Origin of the sequence: Flagellimonas iocasae (assembly GCF_042682725.1) — a bacterium.
Classification (GTDB): Bacteria; Bacteroidota; Bacteroidia; order Flavobacteriales; family Flavobacteriaceae; genus Flagellimonas; species Flagellimonas iocasae.
Genome location: NZ_JBHUHU010000003.1, coordinates 202,179 through 219,034, shown reverse-complemented (window position 1 = coordinate 219,034; position 16,856 = coordinate 202,179). Strand labels below are relative to the sequence as shown.

Sequence of the window (16,856 nt, the reverse complement as noted above, 5' to 3'; positions counted from 1 at the left end):
TTGTGTTTTACACCCCTAAGGTCCCCTCAAGGGGACATGTAAAAATTATTTTTCTTTTTTCTTAAGGAAAAGGTTTTCCTTCATCTCCTTTAACCGCTGAAAGGCTTTTCCATTTAATTTTCTGGGTTCAATCTTTTTTTCACTGGGGTCGTACAACATACCGGTGCACAGGCACATTTTTTGTTCGGTACGGGTAAGAATATCAAAGTTCTTACAGGTTTGACATCCTTTCCAGAATTCAGGGTCGTTGGTAAGTTCCGAAAATGTCACGGGCCTGTACCCAAGCTCGTAGTTCATTTTCATTACGGCCAATCCTGTGGTGATTCCAAAAATTTTGGCATCGGGGAATTTCTTTCGCGATAGGTCAAAGACCGCTTTTTTGATTTTCGTAGCCAATCCCTGATTTCTATAATCAGGATGTACAATAAGCCCGGAGTTGGCCACAAAGTCCTTGTTGCCCCAAACTTCAATGTAGCAAAAGCCCGCAAACTTATCACCGTCCAAGGCAATGATGGCATTACCGTTTTGTAGACGTTTCATGATATACTCGGGGGTACGTTTGGCAATTCCAGTGCCGCGCACCTTAGCGGATTCCGCTATGGTATCGCAGATAATCTGGGCGTATTTAAAATGTGATTCGTTAGCAATAACAATTTCCATTGCAAGCGATTAAGCAGATAAAATTAATAAAGAAAATTTTGTTGATTTTTGCGGAAATGGACTCACCTATTTCCATAGATAATGCAGCACCCTTACGGGCGACGACGGGGAGAAAATGGACGAACCGGAGCTGGATTGCTCAATGTTAGAAATATGTGATTTTGTCCTTTCATTATGGGATAAAAGTACAAATTAATTCCAATTGAACTAAAGATTGATTTATTTTTTGAAGAAATATAACTTTTTTGAACCCCTACCTATTATTTCATAAATAAAGAAGCCGAATACCAGAATGTATTCTAAGGCCAATAACCAAAGGTTTTCCCTGTTATCTGGATTGGAATAGGCCTGATAGCTAAGCACAATGGCCAATGACCATACCAGTGGGAAACGGTATTTTGTGAAAAGGGAGAGACCCATCAAAAAAACAACGTACCAAGGATGAACGGTACTGGACAAAAAATAATAGCAAGACAGCACTAAGACCATTGAGGTAATTACGCTTTCAAGATTGTGGTTTTTGCGAAGGAATGCAATGAGCAAGGTAATGACCAATATTACTTTTGTGATGATCTTTCCATAGGATTCAATCAGTTCCCAGGGTTTGGCCTCATACTGGGTTACTGCAATTTTTTTGATAATGTTGTAGAGGCTTGCATTAAATTCAAAGTTGGAGAACCATAGTTTCAATGTTTCGGAATAATTCTCGATGAAGGATGGAGCATAAAAAGGGAGCAGCAACACTATAAATCCTGCCCCAACCAGTCCATAGAACAATGCGCTTTTTTTGAACCGGAAGTATTTTAAAAATAGGGGAAGAAATAGCAAGGGCATCAGCTTTACCATGATGGACAACGAATACATCGGTGCGGCCAGTGCCCATTTGTTTTTTGAGATGAGGTACAAGGCCCAAATCAAAAAGAACAGCATGACTCCTTCAAAATGGAGATTGCCTGTCAATTCAATAATGGCCAACGGATTCAAAAAATACCAAAAGGCCATATGATTGGATTGATTGAGGTTTTGCAGCAATTTTCTCCCAAAGTACAACACTCCAATATCGGCCAAAATCAAAGTCAACCGCATTACTATAATGGAACCTAAAATGCTGCCACCACCCAAAATAGCCGACAAAGCAAATAACAGTTGATTTACCGGGGGATAATTACTGTAATGTCTGGCGTGGAGGGTTCCCATTTTGGTGTGTAGCTCCTGTGCATTGGCAATCGCCAAATCAGATTGATTGATTAAATCGTTAGGGGTATGGAGGTAAGGGTTGAGACCATTTTTGATGAGTTCACCATCCCAAATAAACCGATAAAAATCTTGGGAAAGGTTAGGCTCGGCAATCAAAAAGACCAATCGAAATAGAATTCCGGCCACAAGCAGGAACTTAAAGTTCCACTTCTCAAACTGCATGAGTTTGGTCATAAAAAAGAACAGCCCACCAAATAGCATGATGAGCTTTATAAAATCGGTACGAACCAAATCGTATCCAAAGCTAGCATAGAACAAAATACTACCGACAACAAAGAGTATCGGGTATTTGTGCAAGCGCCAGTAAGAAAGCATGGTTTTTAGGCCTTGGAGGTCAGTGATTTAAAGAAAACAAAACCGAAACCAAGGAATAACATCAAATGGAAAGGAAACAATCCGTAGTCATTCAAAGGAACAGCACTGTACATTCCAAAAAGGAAGTAGATCATCAAGGCAAATTCCAAAATCATATTGGGTGACAATTTCTTGGCCAAATATTTATTGCCTTTCCAAGAGTCTGTAATGTTGTTGATGTTGAACTTGGGGGTGCGAACAAATTCGCTACGCTTGCCCAAATGCCCTTCCAAAACGGCCACAGTGTTGTGCAACGAGAAACCAAGTGCCACTGAAAAGAAGGTGAAGAAGAGTTTGATGTAGTCCACAAAATTATCAAAACTGCTTCCCTGTATGCTTTTATAGGTAAACCAGTAGCAGATGAACAGGATAATGGTGCTCACGATAAAGAAACTGGTTACTTGGAATATCCAGCCTAAATGACCGTACGTATTTTTGATGTATAGCATTGGAATGCTCAACAAAGCCACGATGAATACACAAAGGAACATGGAACTGTTCAATAGGTGCATTACACCATGAAACTTGGTCTTGAATGGAATATTCTTGGCTGTGATAACGCTCCAAACGGTTTTTCTAAAGTTTTCAGCACCCCCTTTGTTCCAACGGAATTGCTGTGAGCGCGCTGCACTGATTACCACAGGAAGTTCAGCTGGAGTTTCCACATCTTCCAAATACTTGAATTTCCAGTTTTTCAATTGGGCGCGGTAGCTCAAATCCAAATCCTCTGTTAGTGTATCGCCTTCCCAGTTGCCAGCGTCCAAAATGCATTCTTTTCTCCAAATACCGGCAGTTCCGTTGAAATTGATAAAGTGTCCTTTTGAATTACGTCCTACCTGCTCCAACGTAAAGTGGGCATCCAAAGCAAAAGCTTGAATACGGGTAAGGGTGGAATAATCGCGGTTGATGTGTCCCCAGCGGGTCTGCACCACACCGATTTCCTCATCTTTAAAATAAGGAACCGTCTTTTTTAACCAATCGCTTTCGGGAAGGAAGTCTGCATCAAAAATGGCGATGAACTCTCCTTTTGCAATCGCCAGGCCTTCTTTAAGCGCGCCAGCTTTGTAGCCTTTTCTGTTTTCCCTTCGGATGTGTTGAATGTCAAGCCCATCTTTTTGCAACTCTTCGATTCTTCTGGCCGTTTCAATAACGGAGTCATCGGTTGAGTCGTCCAACACCTGGATTTCCAGCTTGCTTTTAGGGTATTCTATTTTGGAGATATTATCCAACAATCGCTCCATCACATACTCTTCGTTGTAGATGGGAAGTTGTATGGTGATAACTGGTATTTCCTTGGGATCTAATAGGTTGAATTTGGGAGCTTCATCAATTCGCTTTTTGTAACCCAAATAATTGATCAACAAATTTAATTGTGCAAGACTATAAAAGAAGATCAAAATTAAGGCTGTGCTATAAATAGCGATGATGATAAGAGCAATTGTGAGTCCCATATTATTTTAAACTGTATTTAAAAATCCAACCCATAATTTTTATGCCAGCAAATATAGTACCTTTTACCGTACCTGACACTTTTGAGACCCCAATTCTTCGTTTATAACGGACTGGTATCTCGGTATATGACATGTTTTTTCTCAGTACTTTGAGCTGCATTTCCACCGTCCACCCATAAGTCGTGTCCTGCATCTCCAATTTTTTGAGTTTTTCATATTTTATGGCTCTAAAAGGTCCCAAATCCGTAAATCTTGCCCCAAACAGGATTTTCATTAAAAATGTGGCCAATTTGTTGCCAAAAACCTGTTGTGGAGTCATGGAACCGGGTTCCCTGAGCGACTTTTTTCGGGCGCCCACCACAAAATCTATGTCATTTTCCAAAATGGGAGCGACCACCTTATCCAGTTCCTCTGGATAATCCGAGTAGTCTCCGTCGATAAATACGATAATGTCTGGCGCTTTGGATTGCTGCCCTACATAATTTATTCCACACAAACAGGCAGATCCATATCCGGTGCGGGTTTCGGTGAGTACGGTGGCGCCGGCTTTTTTTGCATTTTCCATCGTATTGTCGGTAGAACCATTGTCCACTACAATAATTTCGGAGACATGCTTGGGGAGTTCAGAGATCACTTTTCCTATGGAATCTCCTTCATTGATCGCAGGAATGATAACCTTGATATCCGCCATGGGCTACCTATGGAATTTGTTTTGCATTGAAGTAGCCAAAACTACGGTATTCCATGCGTTTTTGACCTGTTTTCTTCCAGTTTGATGGTGAAATGCCTTGGTTATTTTTGATTGACCAAAGTCATTAGGTCCACATCGTTGCCCAATAAAACTTGGTTACTGTCTATTCTTCCTTCCAACGGACCATTTTCCAATTTCAAGACGCCTCTTGGGCACACGGCTGAGCAAATACCACAGCCCACACAGCTGGCACGGACAATATTCTCACCTTTTTGGGCATAGGCACGCACATCGATGCCCATTTCGCAATAAGTGGAGCAGTTTCCGCAGGAAATACATTGACCACCGTTCGTTGTAATTCGGAATCTAGAGAACAAACGCTGTTGAAAGCCTAGGATAGCTGCCATGGGACACCCGAACCTACACCAGACCCTGCTTCCAAAAATGGGATAAAACCCGGTGCCTATCACTCCTGAAAAAATGCTGCCAATCAAAAAGGAATAGGATTTGCGAAGCGTTTCCGATTTAAACAGAAAAACGTTCCCATCACCACTAAAAAAGTGCATGCCTAGGAGTGCCATGATGATTATAAAATAACCTATGGCTCCGTATTGTGCATCTTTTTGAAGTTGGTCGCGTTTAAATAACATCACCCACCCAAAAACGAGGGTCAACAGTACCGCAACTCCAATCAAAAATGAGCTTTTAGTCAACCAATATTTGCTGGTATCGGTTCCCAAATAGGAGTATACCACCGCGGTGGTCATCAAGGTGACAAAAACCACAACGCTATGCACCACCCAACGTTCCACTTTCCATGCAAAAGTGGATTTATCACTTAATTGTCTGAAGGAATCTCCAGCAGTCTCAGCCAAAGCGCCGCAACCGCAAACCCACGAACAATACCATCGCTTTCCATATTTATAGGTAAGAATTGGTGTAATGACAAAAATGGAGAGAATTCCAAAAATCAATAGTGCAAAACCAATATCACCGGAACTTAAGAATCCTTTTATGCGGTAGCTTTCAAAATTGTAATAGTTGAGCGGCCAAACATTTTTTAGGTCATAATAGGGTAAACTGCCGCCATTCAAAATCTTGTCACCATTCAAGCGGGCCATCACTTCAGGAATGATGAAGGCAAATGCGGTTTGAAAGAACATCACGCTAAACGTTCTCAATCGTTCGTAGCGGTTATGGCGGTACTTCCACAAAAACTTTATTCCAAAGGCCAAAATGGCCACAGTGTAAAGGGTTCCATACACAAACCATTGACTTGCTGGATTTCCGCTAAGTGCTTTGCTCAACGGGTCAAAAAGCGCAATTATGCCTTTGTTTTCCCTATCACTCACCAATCCCAAATATTCGGGATAGAAATAGAGGATGATATAGAATCCAGTCAACGCAATCCCAGCCACCCAAGCCCAAAATCCGCGACTGGAAATGGACTTGAACCAAACCCCATCATTTTTTATCCCCGGAAGTTTCTGGGAATAGGCATCCCATGAAAACCAAAGGATACCTGCAAAAAGTGCCAAAAGAGAAATGGAAAGCCACAAGGTTTTATTGGGAAATGAAACATTGAAAATGGCCAATAACATGATTGCCAATCCAGCAACACCGGTAAGTGTGGCCAGCTTTTGGTTGGTGCTCAAACTTTTTGGGGGTTGCCCGGTGAGGGCCATGCTTCTATCGTATGTGCTCATTGTTGTTGGATTAGGCAAATTGGAAGATGCGCTTTAGACTTTTCTTTTTAGAGTGGATGGATTTTCCAAAATCGGAATTGAATTTTTCCACAATATCTTTTTCATACGTTCGATAGAATTCTGGGTCAAAGTTGGCATCAGCCAGATGCTCCAAAACGTAGTTGATGTTTTTTTTCTCGGTGAGCCATCGGTCAAAAATTTCATGCCGCAAACGAATACCAAAGGTATTGATGCCCAAAAGTTCTTCTGAATCTTTATGGAAGGCGATGGTGATGCAAAGCTTGTCTTTAGGATGCCTCCAGTGGAAATGGACTTCTTCGGCTTTTTTTCTTCGTTCCGAAAACACCCAACCATAGGTTTGGTATTCAATGTCCAAAAACTTAGCAGAATTGAACCAATGCCCAGGATTATACTCCATTTTGTTGTCGCAAATGGACTGTGCAACGGTTTCACCCATCATGCGGCCCGTATACCAAACCGCTTCAATGGGCCGTCGGTTTCCTATGGCTTCATGCTGTTCGGCACAATCACCAATAGCGTAGATGTCTCCAATATTTGTCTCTAAAAATCGATTCACTTTGACCCCTCGACCCAGTTCAATGCCAGAATCTTTCAAAAAATCGATATTGGGAGTGACCCCGGCTGTGAGCCCGACCAAATCACATTGAATCTCCTCGCCGGTTTCCTCCACAATGATGGATTTTACCCTTCCATTTTCATCCGAAACAATTTCTTTCAGGGAAGACCCCAATCGTAAATCGATATGGTGCTCCAAAATGTGCTCATTGATCATTTGCGATTCGCCACTGGGCAAAATCCCGTTCCAAAAACTGTCCTCCCGCACCAAAAAGGTTACTGGGATGTCACGTGTCCGGAGCATTTCGGCCAATTCAATGCCAATCAATCCCCCACCAACGATTACGGCACGCTTGCAGGCCTGTTTGTTGGGCGCATTTACTTCCAACATGTCCAAATCTTGTTTGGAATACAACCCCTGAACGCCATCCAAGTCTTGGCCTGGCCATCCAAATTTATTGGGTTTGGAACCTGTGGCAATGATCAATTTATCATAGGAAATGAATTCAGCGCCATCAAGCTGAAGTTTTTTCTCTGCCGGAACTACCGCAGTGACATACCCTTTAACCAAATCAATTCGGTTTTTTTTCCAAAACCCCTTTTCATAAGGTTGGGTGTGTTCAAATTTCATGTGCCCCATGTAGACATACATCAGTGCCGTGCGCGAAAAGAAATAATCGGTCTCCGCAGAGATAATGGTGATTCGTTTATCGGAAAGTTTTCGAATGTGCCGTGCTGCGGTGACCCCCGCAATACCGTTTCCAATGATGACGATGTGTTCCATGTGGCCTGATTGATTGTTGCTAATGTGTCGAACTTAATTCTAGGAACTTAACCCAGTCTGTTAATTTAGAAAGAATATAATTTAGGATGGCACATATTTTTTGCAACGACCTACACTTTAATCCATTAATTTTAGGGGCAAGGTGATAACGTATGAGATTGGTTTGTTTCTTCTTTGGTTTGATTTTGATTTCGTGTGGAGGTCAAAGTCAGGATAAAATAAATGGTGTCAGCTTTGTGGGATCTCGTGAAGAAGTGACACAAGCGCACATAGACCCGGTTTTAAAAATACATGCCAATTATGCTGCGGTGATGCCTTTTGGTTTTATGCGCAACCCCGAACATCCCGAACTTACATTCAACACCGACCACCAATGGTATGGCGAAACTGCCCGAGGTGCCCGACAATATATTGATGTATTGCACAAAAATGGGGTGCAGGTTATGCTGAAGCCCCAAATCTGGATTTGGCGAGGTGCTTTCACTGGGGATATGATCATGCCAACGGATGACGATTGGAGTACTTTTGAAAAATCGTATGAAGACTTTATTCTCACCTATGCAAAGCTAGCCGAAGAAACCCAATGCAGTGTGTATTGCATCGGTACGGAGTTGGACGAATTCATAAAGCATCGACCTGAATTTTGGAATGACCTTATTGGAAAAGTACGGCAAGTCTTTAAAGGAAAGCTGACCTATGCCGCCAATTGGGACGAATACGGCCGAACGCCTTTTTGGGATCAGTTGGATTATGTGGGTGTGAACGCCTATTTTCCGTTGTGTGAAAAACAAACCCCTACCGTGGAAACCTTGACCGCTGGTTGGCAGCCATGGAAAACCAAGCTAAAACAGATTTCCGAAGACCTAAAAAAACCAATTTTGTTCACCGAGTTTGGCTATCGGAGTATGGATTACACAGGAAAGAAACCCTGGCTGGTAGATAGAATCCAAGAAAATGTAAACCTTAAAGCACAAGCAGACGCTACCCAGGTCATTTTTGATGAGTTTTGGGATGAAGATTGGTTTGCCGGAGGCTTTGTTTGGAAATGGTTCATTCATCATGATAAGGCTGGCGGTTATGCTGATAATCGATTTACACCTCAAAATAAACCTGCCGAATCTGTGATTCGTGAACACTACGCTCAAGTTAAGAAATCCAAACTTTAAGGTTATCAATACTAATTGTTCAAAGTTTTAAGTGCTTCAAGTGTTGCCCGAAGGTATTTTTTACCATCTTTGTAGTACACCCCTCTTTCGATAAAATACAACTATGAAAATCTTGTCATCCCTATTATTTTGGGTATGCACTTGCTCACTTTTATGGGCTCAAAATAACCTTAATATGGTTGTTGCGAAGCAAGGGGACGGTATCTTTTCCATTCTCAGAAAGCAAGGGTTGGACCCCGTAAAACATTATGAGGAATTTTTAAAACTCAATGAAGGAAAGATAAAGGACGGTAGCTTTTTGCAGGTGGGGGTTGAGTACCAAATTCCACAAGCAACGGATTCCTTCAAGAAAACAGGGGTAACCGTATCCGCTACAAATGGGGTGGAAGAACCGATTTTTGACCGGGAGTTGGGCAGTATGTCCTTAAAAAGTGAAAAACTTAAGGATGCCGTGTATTATTTGATTGTGGATAATGATGGTGCACAGGCCAATGATTTTTTACCGGAAATCACCCAAAATCTTGCGGCCGAATTAATGGTCAATGGTGCTCAGGTCTACATTCTTGGCAATGAAAAGTCAGAGGTTTTAACTGTAAATGACAGTGTATTGACGCCAACCCAAAAAATGGGCAATTATATTGAAGCGATAAACAAGCGCTACATTCAAAATACGGGCAAGTACCAAAGAGTCCTGATCATAAGGGCCAATGAGCTCACAGGAAAGGGCAATATGAATATCGCCGTGTATCATTACAACAAAAGCGAGGAAGGTCAGCGATTGGCTGCGAACATTCAAAATGTCTTTAAAAAGAACAGTGTTTCAAATCATGCTTACAAGGACATCAATATGATTTTTGAGGATCAGGCCAGTCTATATTTGGCTCGAAATGTTCTTCCGGCAATCAGTTTGCTCACCATGGAAAATGCATCGCCAAAAGCGGGCGAAGAAAAAATTTCTGTTCGGCCCGATAAAAAGTTGCTGGCCAACATGCTAACCAATGGCATCATGAACGATTTTGCTGATTTGGAAATTGAGGAATAAATGAAGTTATCGAGTTTCACTTTTTTGTACTGTTTCCTGTGCTGTTTTCTGTTTCCTGGAATTGGTGAGGCCCAAGAATCATTGCAAAGTGTTATGGCTGAAAAAGGGGATGGAATCTATTCTCTTCTCCGCAGAAATGGGGTCAGCCCAACAAAATATTACAACAGATTTGTGGAACTGAACGCCGCGAATCTCGGTGAAAGCGAGTCCCTTTACATCGGCCGTTCCTACTTATTGCCCGATACCACAGCCCTTAAAAAAGTTGAAGAAATTGATACGCGGACCGTTTACCCCATTTTTGGCAAGGATTTGGCCAAGATTGATTCCGTGAGCAACCGCCTTGACGATACGGTTTACTATCTTATTTCGGGTCACGGTGGTCCTGATCCTGGCGCAGTGGAAAAGTACAATGACAAGTTGATTTCGGAAGATGAATACGCCTATGATGTCACCCTCAGGTTGGCCCGGGAACTTCTGTCGCATGGTGCAGAGGTGCACATTATTGTACAGGATGAAAATGATGGAATTAGGGACGAAAGAATCCTAGAACTTGACACAGACGAAACCATACTTTCCAATCCCATACCCTTGGGACAATTGGCACGTTTGAAACAACGCACTGAGGCCGTAAACGATCTATACATGAAAAATAGGGGGAAGTACCAGCGTCTTTTGGTTACCCATGTGGATAGTCGAAGCAAAGGAACCAATATTGATGTGTTCTTTTACCATCATGAAAAGAGCAACAATGGTAAAAGGCTTGCCGAGAGCATTCATCAAACTTTTTTGGAGAAATACAAGAAATTCCAACCCAATAGAGAATATCATGGTACGTTTATGGAGCGCAGTAGTCTATATATGGTCAAGAACACACTGCCTGCCATGGCTTATATTGAGATTGGGAACATAAGGAGTAAAACGGACCAGCGCCGTATCCTAGATCCAGATAACAGACAAGCTTTGGCCAAATGGATCTCTGAGGGAATCCTTTTGGATTATGAATCTTCAAAAATCGTTACTGCCAAGTAGGTTTGAACCCAAGCATGCCCATCATCCATTTGTAGACGGGTAAATGGGTGATGTTTGTATTTTTGATTGGATCAAATATTCTTCCGATAATATCGATATAATTCTTCTGGACCGGCTCCGAGGTATTTTTTGAGATGGATTACCGCAAAATGAAATTGAAGTTTCAACACCCCTATTTCCCGATATTTTCTAGCTGAAGTGATGACGTAGTCAGGAAGAACTTTAAACTTTGCATTCTTGTACAATCGGCCAATAAACTCCGTGTCTTCGTAAATGTGATAGGCTTCATTGAATCCATTGGTTTTTTCAAAAAGTTGCTTTTCCACAAATAAAGATTGGTCGCCACCGCGACACAAAAGAAGGTTCACTCTGGAAAACCATGCAAAAAACCGTAGAAATAGGTTTTTGGTATCAAACTTCATCCGGAAACAACCGGCCATAAAACCACCTTCCACTGCCTTCAAGATGGATTGGTCAAAATTTTTAGGGGGAAACGTATCCGCATGCAAAAAATAAAGGATTTCACCTTCGGCAAGTTCTGCCCCTAAATTCATTTGTTTGGCCCTTCCTCTTTCTGATGAAACCACTTTTGCCCCATGTTGCGCAGCAATTTTTAGGGTTTTATCCGTGCTTCCACCATCCACACAAATAATCTCCCGAATATGGGTTGGGGTTGAGGTATGTGCAAGGTGATGCAATAATTCACCAAGACACAATTCTTCATTGAGCACAGGAATAATGATGCTGATGGAACGGTTCTTATTTGGCATCGTTCAAACTCCAATCGTAATCCAAATAGTCGATATCGGCATCCGCATCAATGGGATTCTTCAAAAATTGATTTATGTACTCCAAAAGCGAAGTGCCCTTTGTGAAATCTCTTTTGTACCATTTAAATATTTCGGAGAGCTTAGCCTCATTATTTTCAAATCGATTTTTTGTAGGATCATTCACAAAATCATGGGCCACTTGGTCGAGCTGTTGCTCCATTTTTTCAGGAATAAAAGCTTGGTTCCATAATTTGGGACAGGAATAGGAGGCACAATTTATGGCGAAATGAATTCGAGGTTCATCCATTTTGCGCAAAATGTCATGCTCAATTCTATCCAAGGAAAGGATGTTGTTTCCAACCTGAATCCATTTTTTGCCCCATCGATTTGGAATGTCCTTGATGCTCTGTACTGGGTAATGATCTACAATGAGTTTTACAGTCGCGGCATTGTACAGATTGATAAAATAGGCCAATGAATCTTCTTTTGACCATGTTTGAGAGGGAGGGTGTTGCCCCAAATGGTCCAAATAGGCGTCAAGTTGGGTTGAATCTTCCTTTAATCCTGCATAATTTACGTTTCCGTCACCATCTACATAACGATTCAAAATGGTGTCCCAAACCATGTGTGAAGGTTTGGAAGTAGAAAACGCATGTTGAACGACCGTCTTTTCCTTTTTCCCACCGCAGGAAAGAAGAAATACACCAAGCAATAGATGTAGAACGATGTTCATGTGACTGTGTTTAAAATTGCCCTTGTTTTTAGCAGCAACCACCACCATTGTAATGCCAAGTGCTTTCGCTAACATGGATTTGGTCTGAGGCTTTTGCCAAAGCCGCTGCAGTTTTATCACATACCGCCAAAGGTTGGTTTTGGTACATGACATGGCCTTTTCCGTCATCAAAATATTCCTCATCCCCATAATAAATAGCTGTTTTTCCGGTGAACATACAAGGTCCGTCCTCTGGCATGGGGTCTTTTATGGCCGCAATTTCAATGGATTCAATATAGATAAGCTCATCTGTTGGATAATGGTTGGGTGACAACACGCGATATGACCGTCTACCTCGTATTTCAATGGTACCAAAACCAGCATCGGTCAGGACTTTGACGTAATCCTTAAGCGGAATACTTCCGCTTAGACACTGCGCACGAAGTCGGTCATCATTGCGAAGCGTTTCATTCATGGGTTGCTCGCAAATAGGATCACTCATTACCAATCGACCATGAGGTTTCAATACGCGGTACATTTCGGAAACGGCTTTCTTCAAATCTTCCATTTTAAAGATGTTGAAGAGGCAGTTTTGGGCAGCCACATCGATAGATTCATCCGCAACGGGAAGATTAAGTGCATCGCCTTTCACCAAATTCACATAATCACTTTTGAACCAATCGTTTTCTTCTTCGGCCACTTTAAAGTTTTTTCGGGAGGCCTCCAACATTTCATCAACAGAATCAACTCCGGTAACACCACCTTTTTGTCTGGAGAAATAGGCAAATTGCAATAACTCCATTCCACCTCCAACGCCCACGTAAAGAATTTTAGGGTCATTCACCAAATCCTGTGCGGAGACCGTACTTCCGCATCCATAATTCATTTCTTGCATGATTTTGGGAATGGAAAGCCCTGGGAATTGCCAAATGGGGGTAGTGGTGCAGCAAAGCCCAACATCTGGGGTAAGGGCAGCCTCTTTGTAGAGGTCTTGGGTGGCATCTAAATAGCTCATAGTTGTTTGATTAATTCTTTGAACAATTGTATCATTTTGGGCTCGGTCTTGTTGGCAATGGCCAATATTTCTTCAATATTCACCGGCTCCAGGTTATCAGGATCGCACTCATCGGTTAAAACGGATACGGCCATAATGGGTAGTCGTAAATGATTAGCAACAATTACTTCGGGTACGGTACTCATTCCAACAGCATCGGCACCAAGGGTTTTCAGCATGCGGTATTCTGCCTTGGTTTCGAGTTGTGGCCCCACTACGGAAGCATAAACCCCTTTTTGGAGCGATATTCCCTCTTTTTCGGCGATGGCTTCAATTTTTTGCCGCATATCCAAGTCATACGGTTCGCTCATATCCACAAATCGGTTCCCGAATTCGGATACATTTCTGAAGGCCAGCGGGGAACCCCCTTGAAGGTTGATGTGGTCTTCAATCAACATGATATCCCCTTTTTTAAAGTTGAGGTTGATGGCACCGGCGGCATTGGACACAAACAATTTTTGAATGCCCAACTGGTGCATTACTCGGATGGGGTATGTGATGTCCAAGAAATCGTACCCTTCGTACAAGTGGAAACGCCCTTGCATCACGACAGCTTTTTTGCCGGCAATGGTTCCATAAATCAACTTTCCAGAATGAAATTCCACCGTTGCGAGTGGAAAATGGGGAATATGGTTGTAATGTGCTTCGATGGAGTCTTCAATGTCATCAACCAATTGCCCAAGCCCGGTACCCAGAACGATACCAATTTCAGGGGTGTCAAAACCTCTCCTTTTTAAATATTCGACGGATTCATCAAGTTGTACTTGCGTCATTCTTTTATATGTTTTAAAAAAGGCTGAAAAGCCTCAATATCTTTAATGTCTTCGTAGTAATCAACGTCATTCTTCTCTGGAAGCATAAAAATACTCCCGGACTCTAAATCCCGTAACGTATCGGATAGCACCGAATCAGTGCCCCAATCCTTATGTTGGAACACTTCCTTTTTTAAGGATTTCATGCCCAAGAGGTAATACCCACCATCTTCCGCCGGACCTACAACATAATCGTGGTCATTCAGTCGTAAAAAAGCCTCTTCCATATCAGCTTGGGAGAGGTGGTACATATCACTTCCAATAATAATGATTTTTTCAAAACCTGAATGGAATCCTTCTTGAAAGGCGTTCAACATCCGTTGGCCCAAATCGGCCCCAACCTGAAGTTTTTTTTGATAGGTATCTTCGTCCCAAATATCATCTTGCCAAATGGTTTCTGAATAGAAAACCCATTTTTCCACTTTTAGGTTTTTGGTGAAAGAAACCGTTTTGTCCAACAAGAATTTATAGATTTCCAGAGCAGTTTCGTCACCTACTTTGGCTGCCAATCGGGTTTTACATTTACCCAATTCTGGATTTCGGGTTAGGATGATAAGTAGGTTTTGATCCATACCTTCAAAGATACCATAAAGCATCTAGGAGTGGAAAAATCCACTTTTTATTTTTAGACCAGCAGGCGGATTTAGGAGACTTTTATAAGATAAACAGGCAGAATATTCCGGAGCTTGTCAAATGAAATGGGCTTGGTGAGGTAATCGTTCATGCCCACACCTTTGGCCTCATCAATGGCTTCTTTGGTTACATCAGCCGAAAGACCTATAATGGCGATGTCTTTATTGAATTTTCTAATTTCCTCGGTAGCTTGGAAACCGTCCATATTGGGCATGTGCACATCCATAAAAACCAAATCGTAGTCGTTTTTGGCCACGGCTTCAACGGCCTGGAGTCCATTGCATACAGAATCCGACTGGATGCCCAATTTTTCCAAGCTCATTTTTAGCACGATGACATTGACGCGATTGTCATCCACAATCAGAACTTTGCAACCGCTGAGGTCTAGTTGCTCTGGGCTTGGCAAGTTGGCATCTGGTTTTGCTTCGGAAATTGGAAGCTCTAGGGTGAGGTGGAATTCGGTACCAACGTTTACCTCGCTTTCAACGGTGATGTTGCCCCCAAAAAGTTCTACCAGTCTTCGGGTGATGTAAAGTCCAAGCCCGCTGCCTTCATGCCGTTTTGCTTTACCGGCATCTATTTGGGTGAAACGATCAAATATGGTCTTCAGCTTATTTTTAGGAATTCCGATTCCTGAATCCTTGAAATTAATTTCAATGAGCAAAGTTTCTTCTTTTGCAGTTTCTTTGATGGAAACCTGTATCCCGCCATTCTCAGTGAATTTGAGGGAATTTCTAAGAATATTGGTGAGGATTTGACCGTATTTACCAACATCGGCCTTTACATAATGTTCGCTTTCTGGAGTTGATTCAAGTTTTATATACAGTCCTTTTTCCTCGGCATTGGGGCGGTAAATACTAATAATGTTTTCCAACTCTTCCACTGGGGAAAAAATTTCATCCCTAAAGTTGATTTTCCCAGATTCAATTTTGTCAATTTCCAAAATGTCGTTCACCAAAAGAAGCAGTTTTTTTGATGAAATATCCATCAATGAAAGGTACTCCTGTAATGAACTGTGTAGCTTGGAAAGTTTCAATACTTCAATAAACCCAATGATGGCGTTCAGTGGGGTCCGTATTTCATGGCTCATATTGGAAATGAACTCAGTTTTGGCCAAGGAAGATTTTTCAGCCTTCAACCGTTCTTTTTCCAACGATTTGTTGAGTTCCTTGAGTTTGTCATTGGCATAACTCAGGCGAATGTTCTTTTTCCGGGAGGATTGATAAAAATAAATGAGCGAGCTGGTCAGTAGGGCCACCAATGTTCCAAAAATCAATAGGATATACGTGTCCTTCTGTCTTGCGACCATAAAATCGGTGTCCGAAGGCATTAAGGTAAATGTCCATTCCCGTTTGTCAAGAGGATCTATCTCCAAAGCTGTGGTGAACACATATTCTTCTGCAATAGCAGCTTCATCCGGATTGTTTTTGTTGTAAAAGATGGTACCATTCTCATCCTTTATTTCAATGGCGTACATGTCCAAACTAGAGGCCAGTTCGTTAAAGGGATTTGTAAAATCCATCCCAGCTGTAATTGACCCTTGGAACCTACCTCCAAAGAAAACAGGTACATCAACCAAAAAGGCGCTTCCTCCTTGAAATAATTTTGTCCACGATGAAATATTGGTGGATGAATTGCCCATATGCTTTTTCCATTCATCAATTCTGGGATGGGAGGAAAGGTCAAGACCAATGGCAGCCTCGTTTCCCTTCAACGGAGTGACTACTTGAATAATCATTAAGCTGTCTACCCACTCTACAAATTTGAAGGATGGATTTTGCTCTAAAATAAGGTTGGCATCCCGCTCCCAATATTGAAAGTAGGCCCCGTCGGTCATTTCAATACGCTGCTTTAAATTTTCAAGGGATTTGATGTTGTACTTAACCGAAGAGAAGAATTCCTGTGCCCGAAGATTGCCAGTATTGTGGATTTCTTGAATGAAGGATGATTTTTGTGTCTTCAATGAATTGTTCCATAGCACGGACACTGTGGTCATGAATACAACAAAGACCACCACGGGAAGTATCAACTCTTTTTTTAAAGATATCAGCGGCATACCAATGCTCTAGTAAGAGCTCAATTATTCATCTACAATTCTGTCAAAATTCAAATTTGTAAGAGTTATTGTAGGAAAAAACAACAACATTGCAAACAGTTAA

15 protein-coding genes are annotated in these 16,856 nt (G+C 41.9%); 3 read left to right on the top strand and 12 right to left on the bottom strand.

Annotated features, from left to right (window positions below; all coding sequences use genetic code 11):
• Nucleotides 1–45 precede the first annotated feature (45 nt).
• The 6 genes from ACFSJE_RS08270 to ACFSJE_RS08245 all read right to left on the bottom strand — a co-directional run bounded on the left by ACFSJE_RS08270 (nucleotide 46) and on the right by ACFSJE_RS08245 (nucleotide 7,479).
• On the bottom strand, nucleotides 46–660 hold the full coding sequence (locus ACFSJE_RS08270) for a GNAT family N-acetyltransferase (protein WP_379830517.1): 615 nt from the start codon (nucleotides 658–660) through the stop codon (nucleotides 46–48).
• A 219-nt stretch (nucleotides 661–879) separates the two neighbouring features.
• Entirely contained in the window at nucleotides 880–2,232 is a 1,353-nt protein-coding gene (gene mptB, locus ACFSJE_RS08265) for a polyprenol phosphomannose-dependent alpha 1,6 mannosyltransferase MptB (protein ID WP_379830516.1), read from the bottom strand.
• 5 nt (nucleotides 2,233–2,237) lie between these two features.
• Nucleotides 2,238–3,722 carry a cellulose synthase family protein gene (locus ACFSJE_RS08260; protein ID WP_379830515.1) on the bottom strand — a complete coding sequence of 495 codons (1,485 nt, stop codon included), beginning with the start codon at nucleotides 3,720–3,722 and terminating at the stop codon, nucleotides 2,238–2,240.
• 1 nt (nucleotide 3,723) lies between these two features.
• Nucleotides 3,724–4,413, bottom strand: a complete 690-nt coding sequence (locus tag ACFSJE_RS08255; protein ID WP_379830514.1) for a glycosyltransferase family 2 protein — start codon at nucleotides 4,411–4,413, stop codon at nucleotides 3,724–3,726.
• A gap of 101 nt (nucleotides 4,414–4,514) precedes the next feature.
• Nucleotides 4,515–6,119, bottom strand: a complete 1,605-nt coding sequence (locus ACFSJE_RS08250; protein ID WP_379830513.1) for a 4Fe-4S binding protein — start codon at nucleotides 6,117–6,119, stop codon at nucleotides 4,515–4,517.
• 10 nt (nucleotides 6,120–6,129) lie between these two features.
• Entirely contained in the window at nucleotides 6,130–7,479 is a 1,350-nt protein-coding gene (locus ACFSJE_RS08245) for an NAD(P)/FAD-dependent oxidoreductase (RefSeq protein WP_379830512.1), read from the bottom strand.
• A 152-nt stretch (nucleotides 7,480–7,631) separates the two neighbouring features.
• Here ACFSJE_RS08245 and ACFSJE_RS08240 point away from each other — a divergent pair, with 152 nt between their 5' ends.
• The 3 genes from ACFSJE_RS08240 (at nucleotide 7,632) to ACFSJE_RS08230 (ending at nucleotide 10,716) form a co-directional block, all read left to right on the top strand.
• Complete coding sequence (locus ACFSJE_RS08240) at nucleotides 7,632–8,645, top strand: glycoside hydrolase family 113 (RefSeq protein WP_379830511.1); 1,014 nt, start codon at nucleotides 7,632–7,634, stop codon at nucleotides 8,643–8,645.
• A gap of 175 nt (nucleotides 8,646–8,820) precedes the next feature.
• Nucleotides 8,821–9,687 carry a hypothetical protein gene (locus tag ACFSJE_RS08235; RefSeq protein WP_379830510.1) on the top strand — a complete coding sequence of 289 codons (867 nt, stop codon included), beginning with the start codon at nucleotides 8,821–8,823 and terminating at the stop codon, nucleotides 9,685–9,687.
• The gene (locus ACFSJE_RS08230) at nucleotides 9,688–10,716 is read left to right on the top strand and encodes an N-acetylmuramoyl-L-alanine amidase family protein (RefSeq protein WP_379830509.1); all 1,029 of its coding nucleotides are present in this window, start codon (nucleotides 9,688–9,690) and stop codon (nucleotides 10,714–10,716) included.
• 71 nt (nucleotides 10,717–10,787) lie between these two features.
• Here ACFSJE_RS08230 and ACFSJE_RS08225 read toward each other — a convergent pair whose 3' ends face one another.
• The 6 genes from ACFSJE_RS08225 to ACFSJE_RS08200 form a co-directional block, all read right to left on the bottom strand.
• Nucleotides 10,788–11,486, bottom strand: coding sequence for a TIGR04283 family arsenosugar biosynthesis glycosyltransferase (locus ACFSJE_RS08225; protein ID WP_379830508.1), 699 nt, complete (start codon nucleotides 11,484–11,486; stop codon nucleotides 10,788–10,790).
• Nucleotides 11,476–12,219 carry a DUF547 domain-containing protein gene (locus tag ACFSJE_RS08220; protein ID WP_379830507.1) on the bottom strand — a complete coding sequence of 248 codons (744 nt, stop codon included), beginning with the start codon at nucleotides 12,217–12,219 and terminating at the stop codon, nucleotides 11,476–11,478. The genes ACFSJE_RS08225 and ACFSJE_RS08220 overlap by 11 nt, the downstream gene beginning before the upstream one ends.
• A gap of 28 nt (nucleotides 12,220–12,247) precedes the next feature.
• A complete protein-coding gene (gene arsM / locus ACFSJE_RS08215) occupies nucleotides 12,248–13,213 on the bottom strand; it encodes an arsenosugar biosynthesis arsenite methyltransferase ArsM (protein WP_379830506.1) in 966 nt (321 codons plus the stop codon).
• Nucleotides 13,210–14,025 (bottom strand): purine-nucleoside phosphorylase, encoded by an 816-nt coding sequence (locus ACFSJE_RS08210; RefSeq protein ID WP_379830505.1) that lies wholly within the window; start codon nucleotides 14,023–14,025, stop codon nucleotides 13,210–13,212. The genes arsM and ACFSJE_RS08210 overlap by 4 nt, the downstream gene beginning before the upstream one ends.
• Nucleotides 14,022–14,636 carry a TIGR04282 family arsenosugar biosynthesis glycosyltransferase gene (locus ACFSJE_RS08205; protein ID WP_379830504.1) on the bottom strand — a complete coding sequence of 205 codons (615 nt, stop codon included), beginning with the start codon at nucleotides 14,634–14,636 and terminating at the stop codon, nucleotides 14,022–14,024. The genes ACFSJE_RS08210 and ACFSJE_RS08205 overlap by 4 nt, the downstream gene beginning before the upstream one ends.
• Nucleotides 14,637–14,707: 71 nt before the next feature.
• Nucleotides 14,708–16,753, bottom strand: coding sequence for a response regulator (locus tag ACFSJE_RS08200; protein ID WP_379830503.1), 2,046 nt, complete (start codon nucleotides 16,751–16,753; stop codon nucleotides 14,708–14,710).
• Nucleotides 16,754–16,856 lie beyond the last annotated feature (103 nt).

Bases quoted from the DNA above. Each gene is read 5' to 3' on its own strand.
- ACFSJE_RS08255 (WP_379830514.1), bottom strand. From the start codon at position 4,413: ATGGCGGATATCAAGGTTATCATTCCTGCGATCAATGAAGGAGATTCC.
- ACFSJE_RS08250 (WP_379830513.1), bottom strand. From the start codon at position 6,119: ATGAGCACATACGATAGAAGCATGGCCCTCACCGGGCAACCCCCAAAA.
- ACFSJE_RS08205 (WP_379830504.1), bottom strand. From the start codon at position 14,636: ATGGATCAAAACCTACTTATCATCCTAACCCGAAATCCAGAATTGGGT.
- ACFSJE_RS08235 (WP_379830510.1), top strand. From the start codon at position 8,821: ATGGTTGTTGCGAAGCAAGGGGACGGTATCTTTTCCATTCTCAGAAAG.
- ACFSJE_RS08210 (WP_379830505.1), bottom strand. From the start codon at position 14,025: ATGACGCAAGTACAACTTGATGAATCCGTCGAATATTTAAAAAGGAGA.
- ACFSJE_RS08200 (WP_379830503.1), bottom strand. From the start codon at position 16,753: ATGCCGCTGATATCTTTAAAAAAAGAGTTGATACTTCCCGTGGTGGTC.
- arsM (WP_379830506.1), bottom strand. From the start codon at position 13,213: ATGAGCTATTTAGATGCCACCCAAGACCTCTACAAAGAGGCTGCCCTT.
- mptB (WP_379830516.1), bottom strand. From the start codon at position 2,232: ATGCTTTCTTACTGGCGCTTGCACAAATACCCGATACTCTTTGTTGTC.
- ACFSJE_RS08220 (WP_379830507.1), bottom strand. From the start codon at position 12,219: ATGAACATCGTTCTACATCTATTGCTTGGTGTATTTCTTCTTTCCTGC.
- ACFSJE_RS08245 (WP_379830512.1), bottom strand. From the start codon at position 7,479: ATGGAACACATCGTCATCATTGGAAACGGTATTGCGGGGGTCACCGCA.
- ACFSJE_RS08230 (WP_379830509.1), top strand. From the start codon at position 9,688: ATGAAGTTATCGAGTTTCACTTTTTTGTACTGTTTCCTGTGCTGTTTT.
- ACFSJE_RS08270 (WP_379830517.1), bottom strand. From the start codon at position 660: ATGGAAATTGTTATTGCTAACGAATCACATTTTAAATACGCCCAGATT.
- ACFSJE_RS08240 (WP_379830511.1), top strand. From the start codon at position 7,632: ATGAGATTGGTTTGTTTCTTCTTTGGTTTGATTTTGATTTCGTGTGGA.
- ACFSJE_RS08225 (WP_379830508.1), bottom strand. From the start codon at position 11,486: ATGCCAAATAAGAACCGTTCCATCAGCATCATTATTCCTGTGCTCAAT.
- ACFSJE_RS08260 (WP_379830515.1), bottom strand. From the start codon at position 3,722: ATGGGACTCACAATTGCTCTTATCATCATCGCTATTTATAGCACAGCC.